The organism is Chryseobacterium daeguense DSM 19388 (genome assembly GCF_000430825.1).
In the GTDB taxonomy this organism is placed as follows: domain Bacteria; phylum Bacteroidota; class Bacteroidia; order Flavobacteriales; family Weeksellaceae; genus Chryseobacterium; species Chryseobacterium daeguense.
The window spans coordinates 103,989-120,163 of the sequence record NZ_AUMT01000008.1 but is presented as its reverse complement, the minus strand read 5'-3'; the positions used below and the strand labels follow the sequence as shown (position 1 = coordinate 120,163).

Below are 16,175 nucleotides of genomic sequence, written 5' to 3'. Positions count from 1 at the left end.
TTTATAAGCTCTTAATCGCCGACTCCAAAGCCAGTTCCATCATTGGCTTTAAGGCTCTTTCTCTCTGGTCTGCAGATATTTTTTCCTGAGTCGGAATAATGTCGGTCACCGTAAGAACTGTTGCTGCATTTTTTCCCAAATGTTTTGCATTGGCAAATAGCCCGAAAGCTTCCATTTCAACGGCCGGACAATTATATTTTGTAGCAATCGCAGGAACAGCCGGATCTTTTCTGTAAAAAATATCACTGCTGTGAACGTTGATAGATTTTGTGTTTAATGAAAGTTCTTTCGCAGTTTCGTTAATCGTATTAAAAATTTTCCCCTGATGCGGAAGGGTTTCTTCCTCAATCTCCCATGCGTATTTTGCATATGTGCTTTCACTGGCTGCATTTTCTACATTTAAAATATCAAAAAGCTGAAGGTCAGTGCTGTAAGCCCCACAAGTTCCTATTCTGATAATTGTGTCCACTTCATATTCCGTAAACAGCTCAAAAGAATAGATGCCAATACTTGGAAAACCCATTCCGCTGGCTCCTACAGTGATTTCTTTACCTTTATAAAATCCAGTATAATAGAAAATTCCTCTTGTTTTACTTACCAGTTCTGCATTTTCCAGAAATTTTTCGGCAATAAACTGTGCGCGGAGCGGATCTCCCGGCATCAACAAAACTTTAGCAATTTCTCCTTTTTGTGCACTGATGTGAATACTCATAATATTATTTTGAATGAGCAAAGATAATAATAAGTGAATAGTGATCGGGCAATTTTCCATGTGAATTTTTTTAATGATCAGTTCAGAATTCACTTGCGAAGCAAAGCTTACATTCTTATCTTTATTAAAATTTAGATCAAAAATGAAAATAGAGCATATTGCTATCTGGGTGCAGGATTTAGAAAAAATCAGATCATTTTATGAAAAATATTTCGGTGCAGTTTCCAATGAAAAGTACTATAACCCGGTGAAAAAATTCGAGTCTTATTTTTTAAGTTTTGAAAACGGTTCCAGGCTGGAAATTATGCGAAGACCGGATATTCTGGAAAGCAGCAATTCTTATGAGGCACAGCAATTCGGAATTATTCATCTGGCATTTTCAACGGGAAGCAGAGAAAAAGTTGATGAATTGACAGAAATACTAAGAAAAGACGGCTATAAAGTCGTAGGAGAGCCCAGAACATCAGGTGATGGATACTACGAAAGTGTAATCCTGGATCCGGAAAACAATATTGTTGAGATTATAAAATAGTTTTAATTCTCAAAAAGAAATTAACTTTACTTTGGCTCGGCTCAGATCGAAGATCTGAGCCGATTTTTAATTTTATTTAATACATTCTTAATCAATTGTTTTAAATCACTTATTCACTTCCAATGAAAATTGACAATTCACTAATTGTATTCACAAATAATATTTTTATTTTTGTTAAATGATGGAAAGCAAATCCCCGTTTTTAGACACTTTGTTTCTGCTTCGGAAAGAGGAATGTATTACAATTTTCACAGATATTCAGGAAATTTCTGGAAAGGAAGAACAGGATGCAGCAGATTATTTTGAATCCGAATTCGAAAAAGAACGATTAGAATTTTTATCCGATCAGATCAGTTGTGATCGTGAAACGGCGGTATGGGCCGCAAAAGTCATGTACCATAGCGCCCAGTTACATTTGATAAGAGAAAATACAGCGAAAGATTTAAATAAATTAATTCCACCATTTAAAAGGGAAAGAAATATTTCAGCGATATTGTCTGCAGATTTATCGTTAAGATTTTTACCGCAAATTATTTCTGTTTTACAAAATGCTGATCCTGAGGATGCTTTGGTCAAAATGTTGGAAAATATTTTAAAAGAATTTCATTATTCAGCCATCGGATTTGACCTCGATTTGGAAAATATCAATTGGGAAGAAGAATTAAAAGATAAAACCTATAGAAAATTATATCTTGAAAGAATTGTGGAACAGAAAGCCTATTCTTTGGCGGAAATTCCGTACATCAATCAGTTGCTGATCGCTGAATTTGGAATGTATAAAGATATTTTTTGGAAAGAATTAAAAACAATCAATAATTAAACTTTGCGCTCTTTGCGTTTAAAAATTAATTAAAATCATGACTCAAAATATAGAAAAATTAAACACCGTTCTTACCTACGTTAAAGACACTTTTGTCGGGAAAAATGATGTGATAGATTTGTTGGGAATCTGCCTGTTGGCGAGGGAAAATGCATTTTTATACGGACCTCCCGGAACCGCAAAATCCGCCATTGTAAGAACACTGGCAAAAACCGTAAAAGACGGAAAGAATTTCGAATACCTTTTAACACGTTTCACAGAACCGAATGAGATTTTCGGGCCTTTTGATATCAGAAAGCTGAAGGAGGGAGAGTTGCTCACCAACACCGAAGGCATGATGCCGGAAGCGTCAATGGTTTTTCTTGATGAAATTTTTAATGCGAATTCCGCCATTCTGAACTCCCTTTTGATGGCTTTAAATGAAAAGATTTTCAAGAGAGGAAAAGAGACAAAAAACCTTCCTGCGCTCATGTTTGTGGGCGCGAGCAACGTTCTTCCTGAAGACGAAGCACTGAACGCTTTATTCGACCGTTTTCTGATCAGGATTAATGTAGATTACGTGAATCCGGACTTGCTTCAACAGGTACTTTTGGCGGGAAGAAGGCTTGAAAATAATATCGAAACAGAAATTCCCGAAATTCTTTCACATGAAATAAAAGAACTTCAGAATCTTTGTAAAACGGTTGATTTAAAACCTATTTACGAAGTGTATTTAAATACAATCATCAATCTCCGAAACACAGGAATCGCGATTTCCGACCGTAGAGCGGTGAAATTACAGAATCTTATCGCTGCAAGTGCCTTAATTTGCGGCAGAAATGAAGCAATTCTGTCGGATTTATGGGTTTTAAAGCATATTTGGGATACTGAAGAACAGATCGAAATTCTTGAAGGAATTATCAACAGAACCATTGAGAAAGACGACCATCCGAAATCGCATCCACAAGCGTTGCAAAACAAAACTCCGAATCCGGAAGAAGTCATGAAAGACGTAAAAATTCTGGTTGAAAAATGGAATAATGAAACGTTGACCTTTGAAGAGCAAAATGTAATTAAAGATAAATTAAGGTATCTTCAAACGCGTTGCGACTGGATCAGAAACCCGGAACAGAAACAATATATTCAAAAGGAAATCGAAAGTCTATGGCAAAAGATTCTTCAAACGGTTTAAAAGACTTTTGGGCAGAAATTCCGCGTACGGATGAAGATTTTCTCGGTTCCATTCGGGACTGGAAAAATGTTCAGGTTGCATTGGAAGATGACGTTATTTGGCTGAAAGGTTTTACTGATGAACAGGCCGCTTCGTCAGAAATTCAGCAGTTACCGAATTTCCTGCTTTATGAATTAAGAGAGGGGCTTTTATTTCGTAAAAATGCTTTAGTTCCAAGTAAAAAAGTGAGAACGGCTTTGCTGTGGACACCCATTGATAAGGCATTGCGATTAACTTTTCCTCCATCTAACCAAAAATTTTTCGGGATAAATGAAAAAGTTGAAGTTCAATTAAAGCCAAGCGAAGAAGAGCAGCCGGCCGCAGCTTTATTATGTTCAATGGTTGATATTAAAGAAACAATTGTCACCTTGCCAAAATTTAAACTCGAAAAGCTGGATTGGATTATTATTAATGATAAAGCACTATTTCTGGGAAATCCTTTATTGAGTCTTCCGGGGAAAACGTATTGGACGAAAGACAGCCATCTTTTACCGGCAGGTTTTGATTTCGAATTTAAAAATTTGAGCTCCTTATTGCAGAAAAAATATAATATAGGCCGGGATCAGTGGCTTTTATGGAACGAAAACGGAAGTATTCTGCCTATTAATAAGCATGATTTCCGAAAATTGTCCGTTAGCTCATTCCGTCTGACTGAAAAATCACAGGGATGGATATAATTACTTATTTTCAATCATATCAATCTTACTTCTGGGAGTGGACGACTGATGAAGATGTTCCGGACAGCACCGGATATAATGAAAACAACCTTATTTCAATTCCGAATCTCGGGGCACTTGCCTATAGACCTTATATAATTGAAATTTTAAAAGAATTAAAAAACCAGGGATTTCCGCCTTTTGGGTCATTGCTTCTGGTTTTATATGCGCTTCAGGACGGATACTTAAACCTTGACGGAATTTTTTATTATTTAAACAGACAAAAAGATTCATCATTTGGAAAACATCTCAAAAATGATATTGATCTTGCCATCAGTTTTTTAGAAAATGTAAGCCATTTAGGAAGATCATTAAAAAAAGGTCAGAATAAAATAATCCTTTTGCAGACTATTTTTAAAGATTGTCATAATGTAATTTCGGCTGTAAGCTCAAACTTAATTCTGAAAAGATTTGAGATGAACCCTCATATAATTGCTGAATGCGCAGAAAAAAAAGAACTTTCTTACGCCGCTGTGAACGCGGATATTAAGACTTTAGCTTTGCTTCATAATAAATTCCCAACTACACAATCTATCATTGAAGCGATGAAAGGTTTCGGCAATATTCCCGAATTGGATGATGAGGTTGTAGAGGAAGAAACCACCGTAGAAACCGGTAATGATTTTATTCAGGAATTAATTGAAGAACCAAAAACTTTCCAGATTGGAAGCTTAATTAAAAGAATATGGAGCGGCCTGAAAATCCCGATGCGTCATCTTTCTCCCGGAGAACAGCCGATCGGGGGAATTTCGGATATGACCAATAAAGGCGAGTTTCACAGAATGCTTTTGTCCGAATTTGCCAATGAAGATGATGTTTTCATGAATCGTGTCGCAAATAACGAAGCATTGTATATTCAGCGGGAAATTCCGCCTGAGGAAAATATTTTTGAACGAGTGATTCTCATCGATACTTCATTAAAAAATTGGGGAACTCCGAAAGTTTTGGCCTTTGCATCGGCGATTGCCGTAATCAAACATCCGAAAGCGCATTCGGAATGTAAAGTTTTTGCATTGGGACAAACCAATATTCCTATTTCGCTTGACAAGGTAAATAAAGTTATTGATAACCTAAACCAGGTAAGTCCGGTTTTGGAAGTTTCACATTCACTCGAAAAATTCTTTAATGAAGAGCATACAGAGAAGGATCTGGAAGTTTTTTTCATTACCCATCAGGAAAACTTAACTAATCAGAATCTTCAGAAAGCTATTCACGAAAACAGAGATCGACTGAAATTTTTGGTCACAACTTCCTCACAGGGCGAACTTAATTTTTATAAGCATCATAAAGGAACGAGAAAGCACATCCAAAAGATTGTACTTCCGTTGCAGGAATTATGGGCAAATCCACCCGAAAGAAGGCAAAGAAGGGAAAATAACAATTCCGGCAGCGGAAAAAGAGCCGATGTTCCTTTGAATTACCCGATTTTATTTCCGGCACCGGTTAATAAAATAGCCACCTTTTTATATGAAGGTGAATTTTATATTTTAAGCAGTAAAAAACAATTGTTGAGAACCTATCTGTCTGATAATTATTACAATAAACATTACTACGATTATTATAAAATCCATCACGGATGTGAGGTTTTAATTGAAGATATTTCCGTAAAACCGAAAGGGCAGTTTGCTTTGGCGAGAAACAAACAGCAGGAATTTATTTTATGCCAGTATCAGCCGGATAAAAAATTGATTTCTAAATTAAATTTAAATACAAAAGAATATTCTGAACTGAATTTGACGGGACATATTATTCATCATGATTCTAAATTGATTTATTTTAACAAATATTTTTATCTTTTGAGTGATGAAGAAATGGTTCCTTTAATTAGTATGGAAGGAAATATTTCATTAGAATATATCCTAAATGATGACTTGATCTACAAGAACAAAGCAAAGGTTGAATCTGAAATTAAAAAGTTATCCAACAGTGGAATCAAAATTTTAAATAATTTTAGTAAAATAGGAATCAACAAAGAAAAAAATCTGGTAGTTTCAAACAGTGAATTAAATAAGTCCTATGATAATTCCATAACATTCTACAGAAACAGGCATCAGATAAGAATTTTTGCTGAACAGAATAAAAACAGGTTTACTTTTTCCGACGGAAGCGAAATCATCACCGATTCACGAGGAATGCTGACTTTTAAAAGCAGTAACAAAAATATCCCGGAATTTTATATTCCATCCACGGATTATGGATTTCTGGCGTTGGCGACCAACACGGAATTTGGAGGTTCAGAATATTACTTACCTCAAAATACGCTGCTTAAAGTAAAAACAATGGAAGAAATGTATGCTGAATATCTGGAAAGATTTATAGAACAAATTTGGGAATATGGAGCTTAGAATTAAACCTTTTCCGAAAAATATTTATCCTAAAAAAGGACTTTTAATAAAGGGATCCTCACCATTGACATGGCTTCATGAGATGGAAACTTTAGGTATAGATTTAAATAATATTCAGTCTTTCCCGATTCCTTCCAACGAACCGAACGTTTTGTATGGCTGCTTTCTGATTTTTCAAGATACGGCTCCGTCCGAAATTGGAAAAAATTCTTATTTCCAATGTATTAATAGTAAATTTTTCATTCCTGAAAACACGACTTTTTATCCAAAAATTAACCCTGAAGACTGGCAAAATGTCGATTCTGATTTTTTGATTATGCACCCGGAATTCGGATTGGTAAAATTAATTGAAGAAATCGACTGGCTTTCTATTATTCAAAATCCGAAACAATCGGAAGATAAAATCCGGAAACCATTAAATGGTGTAAAAATCCCTCAGAAAATTGAAAGCTATACTGTTGAAATGGATGATGAAAAGATTTTGGAAGCTCTTCAAACGCCGAAAACGGAAGAGGAATGGATGAAAAATCTTCCTTTCGACCTTAAAAAAGTAATGGAGGGAAACAAAAAAGAGATTGAAAAGTACTTAAAATATATCGAAAAATATCCTGACAGAGCTGTAGAGCTGGGTGTTCCGCTTGATGTAACGGGAACTTCAAGAGGAGATGGTTTTGGAATTTTTAAATTTCGGAATTCATGGCTCGGAAAATTATTCGGCGGTGGTTCAGAAAATGATGAAAAATCTACTTATTCGGAAAAATACCGATGGGTTTTTTGGGCATTTTTAATTGGTATTGCATTGTTCAGGTTCTTTATGCATGTGAGCAAGGATGAGCCGGGGCAAAATCCACCAATTGTTTCTTCGGGAAAAGTTTCAGAAGTGGATAAAAATATGATGAAGCCTGTTGTTGCTTATCAATCGGGGGTTACGGATATCGATATGAAGATTGATTCCATCTACGGAAGACAACGCAAGGATTTGATGAAAGAGCATTTGAATGCATCTCTACATTTTAGTAAGCCAGATGAAAAAAGCTATGAAGAATATTTAAATAAAGGCGGAAGACCGATTAATAAAATTCAGGATGATATTTTCAGGCTTAATGATAAAACTGATGCTGCAAGGGATTCTTTAAAAAGAGTGTATCGCAAGAAAATTGTAAAATATTTAGCTCAAAATGAAGAAAAATTAAAAACAAAAATTTCTGATTCTTTGAAAAAAGTAAGTTCGGGAAAGATAGCAGATCAGAGAATCGTAAAAACTGTTTTAAAAAAGAAGCAGAAATTGGTTGAAGACTCACTAGGCCGTCTTTACGGAACAAAAGAATACCCTGAACCGCCTATTAACATGGACAAAGCCCAGAAAGCGGAAACACTGGAAAAAGAAAAACCATATTCAAAACACAATATTACTTTTTCGGAAATTATTTGGTTAATTATTTTCATGACAGGAGTCGTGGGACTGTATAATTTTATTGTAAAAAGAAAATCTTTAAATATTGGAGGAGATAATGTTCCGAGCGGAATTAAGATTTTTCTTGTCATTTTGCTGGTTGCGATGCTGGCGTATATTTTCTATCCTTTGATCGAGATGTTCGGGTACAACTGGTTTGTGTGGATTCTCATTATTTGTGTTGTATTGCTTCTTTACCGTCTTTTCAGTGAAGATAAAACCATTTTAAAATCAGATAAAGATGAATAGGCAGAAGTTTATAGACAAGTTCATGGCGGCATTTTTTATTCTGGTGATCATTAAGGTGATCGGGATTTTGGCGCAGCTTTTCCATCAGAGCTTCTGGAGTGTTATCGGGACTTTGGTGATTTTTGCGATCGTTGCTTTGATCATTTTAGGAGTTCTTACACAATTGGAAAAGAAAGAAAAAGAGAAAAATTCGTCGGGTCGAAGAGGCATAAACGGCGGAGGAAATTTTTATCTCGAAGCTTCTCTTTTCGACAAGATTAGAACCAAATATAAAGATCTGGCTCAAAAATACATCAATGAAAAAGATTATAAAAGAGCCGCAAAAGTATATATAAACCTGCTCCGTGACAATTACCGTGGCGCAAAAACTCTGGAAGACGGAGGTTTTTATAATGAAGCTGCTGTAATTTATCTTAAAAAGCTGAAAAACAAATCCGAAGCAGCCCATTGTTATGAAAAAGCCAGACAGTACAGAAAAGCAATCGATTTATATAAAGAGCTTGAACAGAAAGAAAAAGTAGGGGACCTTTACAGACAAATTAATGATGTTAAAAATGCAAATACTTATTATCAAATGGTTGTGGACGATTATGTAAACAACAATCAGATGGTAAAAGGTTCATTAATTTACCGTAAAAAAATGGAGATGCCGGATGAAGCCCAGAAAATTCTGTTGAAAGGCTGGGAAGAAGATCGCGATGCATTCAATTGTCTGAACAATTATTTTGCTAATATTTTTGATGTGAAAAAACTCGATCAGCAGATACAGGAATTATATCATAAAACTCCTTCTGATAAAAAGATTACTTACCTTGAAGCAATGAAGCACGAATTTAAAAAAGATCCGAAACTTCAAAATACAACAAGAAATATCGCCTACGAAATTATTTCGGAAAAAATTTCAACCCGTTCGGAAATTGTGAATGAGCTAAAACATTTTAATCCCGATGATGAGGTTATTTTGAAAGATATTTCGAGGTATAAAACGGGAAGAAATAGAATGTTTAGGAATTAAATTATGTGAATTTAGATTTAAAATATTAAAATCCGAAAGATAATTGTTGAATATTATCCGGTTTTCCGTAAAAAGGAAATTTTTGTATTATTTCAAACTGTCCGATACTTGGACTAAACCTTCTTACAGCAATTTGATTACAATGAAAATCAAATTTGACGTCTCGAAAAAGGTCTTTTGACTTTATCAGTTGTTCAGGTTTAAGTTTTCTACCAATAGTTAAATGAGCATTAGATTTATTGTTATATCCATTAATTTTTTGGCGGACATTTCGTAATAGTTTTTTAAAAATCTCATTTCCACTCTTACAAGGTAAAACGATTATTGATTTTGATGAATCGGAACAAATAACTTTATCAAATATTGTGTTGAATGATACTTGTTTTTGAGTAATCATTATAAGTTTTTCAATGATATATTTCAATTCCTCGTCCGTTGCTTCAAATTCTAAAATAGTTATATGAGCAATTGAATTACAACTTCCATAAGTTCCGATTGTATCGTACAATTTACTTTTAAAGGTTTTAAAAAGTTCAATAATTGAATCTTGAGGATGAATAACAATTGAATAAGTTTTCAACATAAATTTACCAGCTATATTATTTGAACAAAATTAAAGAATAAGATTATTTAAAACTTTAGGTAACTGAAAATATCAGCTTATAGTTTTTACAGTTGTCAACAATAAAAGAAAAACCTTTATCTTTGCACCAATAAAATTATGACAATACAAAGAGCACATATCAGTTTAAATCTATGCGATCGCCCGGTAATAAAGGGATCGTTTGGATATGAATGGATGATATTGGATGAGGCGAAATGTGCTTGCTTTGAAAATTATTTACTGTAAACCCGTAAAAATTTAATCAAAATACTGCAGAAACGCCTCGACGATCGGGGCGTTTTTTGTGTTTTTAGAGCATAAATTATTTAGAATGAAAAAAAATAACCATAAAAGTGAAAATTATTTAATAACAAATGAACAATTAATAAGAAAATAAAGCGTGATAAGTAACCCGATGAGAGACAGTCATTTAGGTATTTAAGACATCTGCAAAGTATTGCGGACAGAAATTCTGCATTCTAAATTTTGAGTATAATTATTTGATTTTCAAATACTTAATTGAAAAATAAATTTGCGAGTTAAAAAATTTCATATTTACTTTGCAACCGAAAATTAAAAGCAACACGTTTTTTAATCTTCAAAAAACAGTTTTAAACAATAAGAATATAATGAAACAATTACATAACATATCTAATCAGTATTCAAGACAACACGGACAAGAGCCGATGGGACTTGCATGTATTCTTGATAGTGAATTTGTGAAAAAAAGGTGCTTATATAAATGGGTCAGCTAATCAACTGACACGTCTAAAAATATAAAGCGCCTCCCAAAAAGAGGCGCTTTTTTTATGGTTTCTTTAGCTTATTTGGTAAAGCGCCGGTCTGTGGAACCGGAGAACAGGGTTCGATCCCCGGAGATACCCAAAGTGAAAATCTCATAGCTCAAATGGTTAGAGCACTAGTCTTTTAAACTAAGGGTTGAAAGTTCAAATCTTTCTGGGATTACTAAGGTTCCGTAGCTCAACTGGATAGAGCATGGGTTTTCTAAACCCAGGGTTACAGGTTCGAGTCCTGTCGGAATCACAAAAAAAGGTCTATTGATGTAATGGCTAATCTGCCTGACTGTCGCTCAGGCACTGCGAGTTCGAAATGCAAAGCATTCGTGAATTCAAAAGAAAAAATATATGTGATGATGAACAATCTTGCATAGACCACAAAAGGTTCACGGAAACTTCCAATCCGACTGTCTCTCGGAGAAGATTTTGAAGTGAATCTGCAAAACTGGAAAGATAACGGTGGTTGTTTACCCGTCTTGGACGCGGGAGGTCGCAAGTTCGAATCTTGCTTTCCAGACGAAAAAGTGAATGGTCAAATGTGAATTTGTTTCACAGTTAAATTTTAAAATTGACCGCGAAGCTAATTGATTATTTACCATTCATGAAGTTAAATTGTTTCAAAAGAGAAAAGGAAAAAGTTTGTCGAGAGCAGAAGATCTTTACGCTAAAAACACGATATAATATATAGACAAGCTTTTTCTTAACTCAAAAATTGAGAAGTTAGAAATTAGTAGTTAGCTTAAAATTCACTCATTACTAATTGTTTATTATTCATAAAATCTGATGGTTCGCCGAAGTGGAAGAGTCGGGGCGGTCTGCAAAACCGTTGCGTAAGCTGAGTGGGTTTGACTCCCATAACCATCTCAAATAACTAAAATGAGATTAGTTCCGAAGAAAAGTAAAGTTTGTCGAGCGTAGAAGTTCTTATATCAAACAAAAAATTAAGACAGGCTTTGTTTTTCTTCAATTTAAAAATTAGAAGCTAAAAGTTAGGGTTGTGTGTTATCTAAAAAACTATCAGCCAGCAACTATCAACCAGTTTCAAAATCCGGAAGTACGCCGAAGTTGGAGAGTCGGGGCAGACTGTAAATCTGTTGCTTCATTGCTGAGTAGGTTCGAATCCTACTACTTCCACCAACACCGCTGATAATGTAATGGCAGCATGCAGGAAATGTACTCTTGTTGTTCAGGTTCGATTCCTGATTAGTGGTCAAAGAAGTGAATCGTGAATTTTGCTACGTAAGTGAATTTTAAACTGACAGCAAAGCGAATTGATTATTTACAATTCACAAGAAAAACGCTCTATTCGTCTAACGGTTCAGGACGTCTGCCTTTCGAGCAGAAAATAAGGGTTCGATTCCCTTATAGAGTACTAGGTTTAAATGGAAAAGAGAAAAGTTTGTCGAGCGCAGAAGATCTTTACAATATAACAGGCATAGTTTATAAATATAGATAAGCTTTTCTCAGACCTAAAATTATAAGTAATGAGTAATATGCAATGAGTAATAAACTACGCGCAAAAAATATTACTAATTACCAATTACTTATAAAGCTTGGAAGAGTGGTGTAGAAGGTCTGCACGTTAGTCTGAAAAACTAAAGGTACAGGTTCGATTCCTGTCTGTTCCACAAAACTGATTCATAGTGTAATTGGTCAGCACACAAGACTTTGACTCTTGCTGTTCAGGTTCGAGTCCTGATGAATCAACAGAAATTATCTGTCATCATTGGAAAAAAGGCTTTGTGTTCTTGGCTGAGTGAAACGCCTTTGCGAACTTTAATATTCAAATAATAATTAATAAAAATTTAAACAAAACAAATTTAAAAGATGTAGAAAAAATGGAAACGCAACAACAAACATGGCAGAACATGACTGGAAAAATCTTCCACAACTCTATCACACAGCTGGTAGAAGAAGCCATCATCCGCGAACAGGCAAATGGACACCGACTGAAAGTGTGTGTGGGATCAGACTCCCACGTGTATGGTGACGCCATTAATTATGCTACGGCAGTTGTCTTTATTCGTGAGGGAAAAGGAGCGTTTACCTTTATCAGAAAAGAAAGAGAAATACAGAAGATCAGTATCAAAGAGCGAATGTTAAATGAGGTCAACAAATCCGTAGAAATCGCTTATTCAATTTGCTCTATTCTGGAAACTTATGATGTGGAAATGGAGGTACACGCAGACATTAATACCGATCCTGATTTTAAATCCAACGTCGCTTTGAAAGACGCCATGGGATATATTCTGGGAATGGGATATGTGTTTAAAGCAAAACCCTACGCATTCGCAAGTTCCAATTGTGCTGATATGATGGTGTAAAATAGCTGGAAGCGGGGTGATGGAAGATGGAAGTTTTTTAACAGTATGAATTTAACTTCCCCATCCAGCTTCTAGCATCCATCCAAAAAAATAAATTATGAAAACAATTTTAATCATTAATGGAGAAAAATACTGGAAAGATTATTTTGCAGGATTTAATGTGGTTCAGAAAAAAGTTCAGACATCGGAATTTATTTTAAAAAATTCTGAATTGTATGTGATCGATACAGATGGAGTTTGCAAACCGGATGTAATCTTTTGGAGATTAGGAGCGATAAATCCGGAAGCAAAGCATAGGAACATTTTGGAATTAATTGAATATTCAGGAGTTCCTTGTGTAAATTCAGCATCAACATTATTGATGGGTTATGAAAGATTATCAATGTTAAATCGATTGAAAAAATTGGGATTACCTGTTATTGATTTTAATGTGGCAACCAGTACCACTCAATTGAAAAATCTTGCAATTCAATTTCCTTTCGTGGTTAAAGTTGGAAATCATCATGGTGGATATGGAAAAAGTCTGATTTCGAATGAAGAAAAATGGGAAGAATTAAAAGATTTACTCTTTATTCATCAGGATTATGTGACAACAGAGAAATTTATTAACTATAAATATGACATTCGTTATTTGGCAATAAATGATAAAGTTTGGGCAATGAAAAGAAAAGGCAAATATTGGAAAGCCAATTCATTAACCCAGGAATATCAAATTATTGAGCCGGAAAAAGAATGGATTGAAAAAGTAAAACTGTTACTGGAAAATATCAAAGCAGATATTGTTGCCATTGATGTTCTGGAAACAGAAAACGGAGAAAAAGTGATTTTAGAATACAACGATATTCCCGGTCTTTCAGGATTTCCTGAAGATGCAAAACTAGAATTATCAGGTATTGTAAAAAGTAAATAAACAACTTAAAACTAGTAACCATGTATTTTTTAGTTCAGGCTAATGTGTATTTAGATCCCGATCATTACAAAATTTTTGATGCTTTAGAAGAATTAAATATTGACTATCACGTAATTAATATTCCTCCAAATGCAGAAAAAATAGATTTCGAAACAGACAGGAAAGATGTTTTCGTATATGGTTCGGTGACGATTGCAAGATTGGCAAAACAAAATGCCGACTGGTTTCCCGGTTCTTTTTACGGAGGAAATCACCTGTATGAAGTGTATTCCAAATATTATGGTGAAAACCTTTTGAATCACAAAATTTCCATTCATAAAATTTCAGAAAATTTGATTTGGAAAAAAGATGAATTAAAATTCATTAAACCTTATAATGAAGCGAAAATTTTTACAGGAAAAGTTTTTAATGAAACAGAATGGAATGATTTTGTTTTTGAAGCATTGAAAAGTCAATCGAATAGAATTACAGAAGATTCTTTGATTCAAATTTCTGAAACCAAACAGACAATTAAAGAGGCAAGACTCTGGATTGTCGGTGGACAAATCATAGATGCAGGATATTATAAATTCAATGATAATGCTCCTTTCGAAGAAAAAGTTTCAGAAGACGGATTAAATTTTGCCAATGAAATGATCCAACTTTTTAATCTTGAAAAAGCTTTTGTAATGGATATTTGTTTAACGGATGAAGGCTGGAAAATCGTTGAAATAAACTGCATCAACAGTTCCGGATTTTATCCCAATACCAACGTGAAAAGTATTATCAAAGCTTTGAATATTTATTTTTCCAATTAAAAGATAAGCAATGGAACTAACAAAAAGATTAATATTTCTGGACGATATAAGATATCCGATTGAGGCGTATCATTATACAAAACAGGATATTTTCCTCAGGAAAGACTGGCATATTGTTCGAAATTACGAGCAGTTTGTCAATAGGATTTTGGAAAAAGGACTTCCGGAAATGATTTCTTTTGACCACGATCTTGCAGATGAACATTATTTGGAAAAGAATTCTCAGGAATTTGTTGAAAAAACAGGTTACGATTGTGCAAAATGGCTGGTGGAATATTGTCTGGATAATTATTTAGACTTACCACAATTTTATTGTCACTCCATGAATCCTGTTGGAAAGGAAAATATTGAAAGCCTTTTAAAAAACTTTAAAATATTGTAATGGATATTTTTAGATTAATTCAGGATATAAAAATGCATTTGAAACTCAGTTTTGATGAGGTCGACAGATGGTTTGATAAAGATAAAGAAATGATGAACTTTCAGCCTTCAAATGGAGGTTGGACAGTTCAGCAGATTTTAGAACATATTTATCTGACGAACTTTTATTTGTTGATTCTCATTGAAAAAGGCTCAAAAAAAGCAAAGCGGAATTATCAAAATCTTGATTTAAATTTTGAAATAAAAAATTACAGCTTCGATAAAGAGAAATTTGAAAAAGTAGGTGAGTATGGTGCTTTTGAGTGGATAAGACCGAAGCATATGGAGCCAAAAGGAGAATTGGATTTAAATGAAATTAGAAGTTTAATTTCTCTGCAATATAATCAATGTTTAAACTATTTAAATATAATGAAGAACGGTGAAGGTCTTCTCTGTAAAACAACAATGACTGTAAATGAATTGGGGAAAATCAATGTGTACGAATATATTTATTTCCTTTCTCTTCATGCTCAAAGACATGTTACTCAGATGAAGAATAATGGATTAGAAATATAAACTATAAACGAAAATCTTTGATTTTTCTTATGTGTGCTTTACTATTTAAAAGTACTAGGCTTATTATGAAAAGTGTAGTTGATTCTTTCAGAATGAAAATTGCTGTGTAGAGTTTTATTAATAAACTCAATTTCGATCCTTTTTAAAATGTAAACTATGAAAACAACAAACAAAATATTAATCATCGATTTAGAAGCCACATGCTGGGAAAACGACAGGATCCCGCCTGGTCAAAAAACCGATATTATAGAAATAGGAATTTGCGAATTAAACAGAAATACAAACATAATTGCCAAAAAGCAAAGTATTTATGTCATTCCTGAAAGGTCTAAAATCAGTAAATTCTGTACTGATCTTACGGGAATTACGCCGCAATTAATTAAAGAAAAAGGAATTCATTTTGAAGAAGCCTGTGAAAAGATCAGGGATGAATACGATTCGACATCGCTTACATGGGCAGGGTTTGGAAATTTTGATAAAGAGCAGATCATGGAACAGTGCGAGTATCTCGGTATTGAAAATCCTTTTTCAGAAAATTATATTAATGTGATGCATCAATTCAAACATTATAACGGACTTCATAAAATGATGGGTTTGAAAAGAGCCCTTCGTGCTATGCACATGGATTTTGAAGGTCAACATCACAGCGGAGCAGACGATGCTTACAATGCAGCCAGAATTTTAAGGAAAATTTTGGAATAATCATGGGCCGGAAGTTTGAAGCTGGAGGAGGAAGTGAATTACGTACTGTAAAC

The 16,175-nt window shown here is 34.2% G+C and carries 15 protein-coding genes and 9 tRNA genes; 22 read left to right on the top strand and 2 right to left on the bottom strand.

Translation table 11 applies throughout. The annotated features are described in order from the left end of the window. Window position 1 precedes the first annotated feature (1 nt). Complete coding sequence (deoD, locus tag H560_RS0110960) at window positions 2-712, bottom strand: purine-nucleoside phosphorylase (RefSeq protein ID WP_027380083.1); 711 nt, start codon at window positions 710-712, stop codon at window positions 2-4. Between the two features lie 142 nt (window positions 713-854). Here deoD and H560_RS0110955 point away from each other — a divergent pair, with 142 nt between their 5' ends. The 7 genes from H560_RS0110955 (at window position 855) to H560_RS0110925 (ending at window position 9,052) form a co-directional block, all read left to right on the top strand. Beyond that, on the top strand, window positions 855-1,244 hold the full coding sequence (locus tag H560_RS0110955) for a VOC family protein (protein ID WP_027380082.1): 390 nt from the start codon (window positions 855-857) through the stop codon (window positions 1,242-1,244). A gap of 178 nt (window positions 1,245-1,422) precedes the next feature. Beyond that, window positions 1,423-2,064 (top strand): hypothetical protein, encoded by a 642-nt coding sequence (locus tag H560_RS0110950; protein WP_228372460.1) that lies wholly within the window; start codon window positions 1,423-1,425, stop codon window positions 2,062-2,064. A gap of 37 nt (window positions 2,065-2,101) precedes the next feature. Beyond that, window positions 2,102-3,235: an AAA family ATPase gene (locus H560_RS0110945; RefSeq protein WP_027380080.1), complete on the top strand. Its 1,134-nt coding sequence runs from the start codon at window positions 2,102-2,104 to the stop codon at window positions 3,233-3,235. Next, window positions 3,208-3,951 carry a hypothetical protein gene (locus tag H560_RS0110940; protein ID WP_027380079.1) on the top strand — a complete coding sequence of 248 codons (744 nt, stop codon included), beginning with the start codon at window positions 3,208-3,210 and terminating at the stop codon, window positions 3,949-3,951. The genes H560_RS0110945 and H560_RS0110940 overlap by 28 nt, the downstream gene beginning before the upstream one ends. Next, window positions 3,942-6,335 (top strand): hypothetical protein, encoded by a 2,394-nt coding sequence (locus H560_RS0110935; protein WP_027380078.1) that lies wholly within the window; start codon window positions 3,942-3,944, stop codon window positions 6,333-6,335. Before H560_RS0110940 ends, H560_RS0110935 begins: the two co-directional genes overlap by 10 nt. Then, the gene (locus H560_RS0110930) at window positions 6,325-8,037 is read left to right on the top strand and encodes a hypothetical protein (RefSeq protein ID WP_027380077.1); all 1,713 of its coding nucleotides are present in this window, start codon (window positions 6,325-6,327) and stop codon (window positions 8,035-8,037) included. The genes H560_RS0110935 and H560_RS0110930 overlap by 11 nt, the downstream gene beginning before the upstream one ends. Beyond that, window positions 8,030-9,052 (top strand): tetratricopeptide repeat protein, encoded by a 1,023-nt coding sequence (locus H560_RS0110925; protein WP_027380076.1) that lies wholly within the window; start codon window positions 8,030-8,032, stop codon window positions 9,050-9,052. The genes H560_RS0110930 and H560_RS0110925 overlap by 8 nt, the downstream gene beginning before the upstream one ends. Before the next feature lie 25 nt (window positions 9,053-9,077). Here the strand turns inward: H560_RS0110925 and H560_RS22370 are convergent, their stop codons facing one another. Beyond that, entirely contained in the window at window positions 9,078-9,635 is a 558-nt protein-coding gene (locus H560_RS22370) for a hypothetical protein (RefSeq protein WP_027380075.1), read from the bottom strand. A gap of 838 nt (window positions 9,636-10,473) precedes the next feature. Here H560_RS22370 and H560_RS0110910 point away from each other — a divergent pair. From H560_RS0110910 to H560_RS0110850, 15 genes are all read left to right on the top strand, one after another. After that, a tRNA-His gene (locus H560_RS0110910) sits at window positions 10,474-10,541 on the top strand. Window positions 10,542-10,548: 7 nt separating this feature from the next. Then, window positions 10,549-10,622: transfer RNA gene (locus H560_RS0110905), tRNA-Lys, on the top strand. Window positions 10,623-10,626: 4 nt separating this feature from the next. Further along, a tRNA-Arg gene (locus tag H560_RS0110900) sits at window positions 10,627-10,700 on the top strand. Window positions 10,701-10,898: 198 nt separating this feature from the next. Then, a tRNA-Pro gene (locus tag H560_RS22955) sits at window positions 10,899-10,970 on the top strand. A gap of 265 nt (window positions 10,971-11,235) precedes the next feature. Further along, window positions 11,236-11,317 (top strand) — tRNA-Cys (locus H560_RS22950). A 186-nt stretch (window positions 11,318-11,503) separates the two neighbouring features. Continuing rightward, window positions 11,504-11,590 (top strand) — tRNA-Tyr (locus H560_RS0110895). A 162-nt stretch (window positions 11,591-11,752) separates the two neighbouring features. Then, window positions 11,753-11,825: transfer RNA gene (locus H560_RS0110890), tRNA-Glu, on the top strand. Between the two features lie 183 nt (window positions 11,826-12,008). Next, window positions 12,009-12,081, top strand: a tRNA-Phe gene (locus H560_RS0110885). Between the two features lie 6 nt (window positions 12,082-12,087). Next, window positions 12,088-12,160: transfer RNA gene (locus H560_RS0110880), tRNA-Gln, on the top strand. 131 nt (window positions 12,161-12,291) lie between these two features. Further along, the gene (locus H560_RS0110875; protein WP_027380073.1) at window positions 12,292-12,777 is read left to right on the top strand and encodes a ribonuclease H-like YkuK family protein; all 486 of its coding nucleotides are present in this window, start codon (window positions 12,292-12,294) and stop codon (window positions 12,775-12,777) included. A 97-nt stretch (window positions 12,778-12,874) separates the two neighbouring features. Next, a complete protein-coding gene (locus H560_RS0110870) occupies window positions 12,875-13,687 on the top strand; it encodes an ATP-grasp domain-containing protein (RefSeq protein WP_027380072.1) in 813 nt (270 codons plus the stop codon). Between the two features lie 20 nt (window positions 13,688-13,707). After that, window positions 13,708-14,484 (top strand): ATP-grasp domain-containing protein, encoded by a 777-nt coding sequence (locus tag H560_RS0110865; RefSeq protein ID WP_027380071.1) that lies wholly within the window; start codon window positions 13,708-13,710, stop codon window positions 14,482-14,484. A gap of 10 nt (window positions 14,485-14,494) precedes the next feature. Beyond that, the gene (locus H560_RS0110860) at window positions 14,495-14,866 is read left to right on the top strand and encodes a cyclic-phosphate processing receiver domain-containing protein (protein ID WP_027380070.1); all 372 of its coding nucleotides are present in this window, start codon (window positions 14,495-14,497) and stop codon (window positions 14,864-14,866) included. Continuing rightward, window positions 14,866-15,420: a DinB family protein gene (locus H560_RS0110855; RefSeq protein WP_027380069.1), complete on the top strand. Its 555-nt coding sequence runs from the start codon at window positions 14,866-14,868 to the stop codon at window positions 15,418-15,420. Before H560_RS0110860 ends, H560_RS0110855 begins: the two co-directional genes overlap by 1 nt. A gap of 156 nt (window positions 15,421-15,576) precedes the next feature. Further along, window positions 15,577-16,122 carry a 3'-5' exonuclease gene (locus H560_RS0110850; protein ID WP_027380068.1) on the top strand — a complete coding sequence of 182 codons (546 nt, stop codon included), beginning with the start codon at window positions 15,577-15,579 and terminating at the stop codon, window positions 16,120-16,122. The last annotated feature ends 53 nt before the right edge of the window (window positions 16,123-16,175 follow it).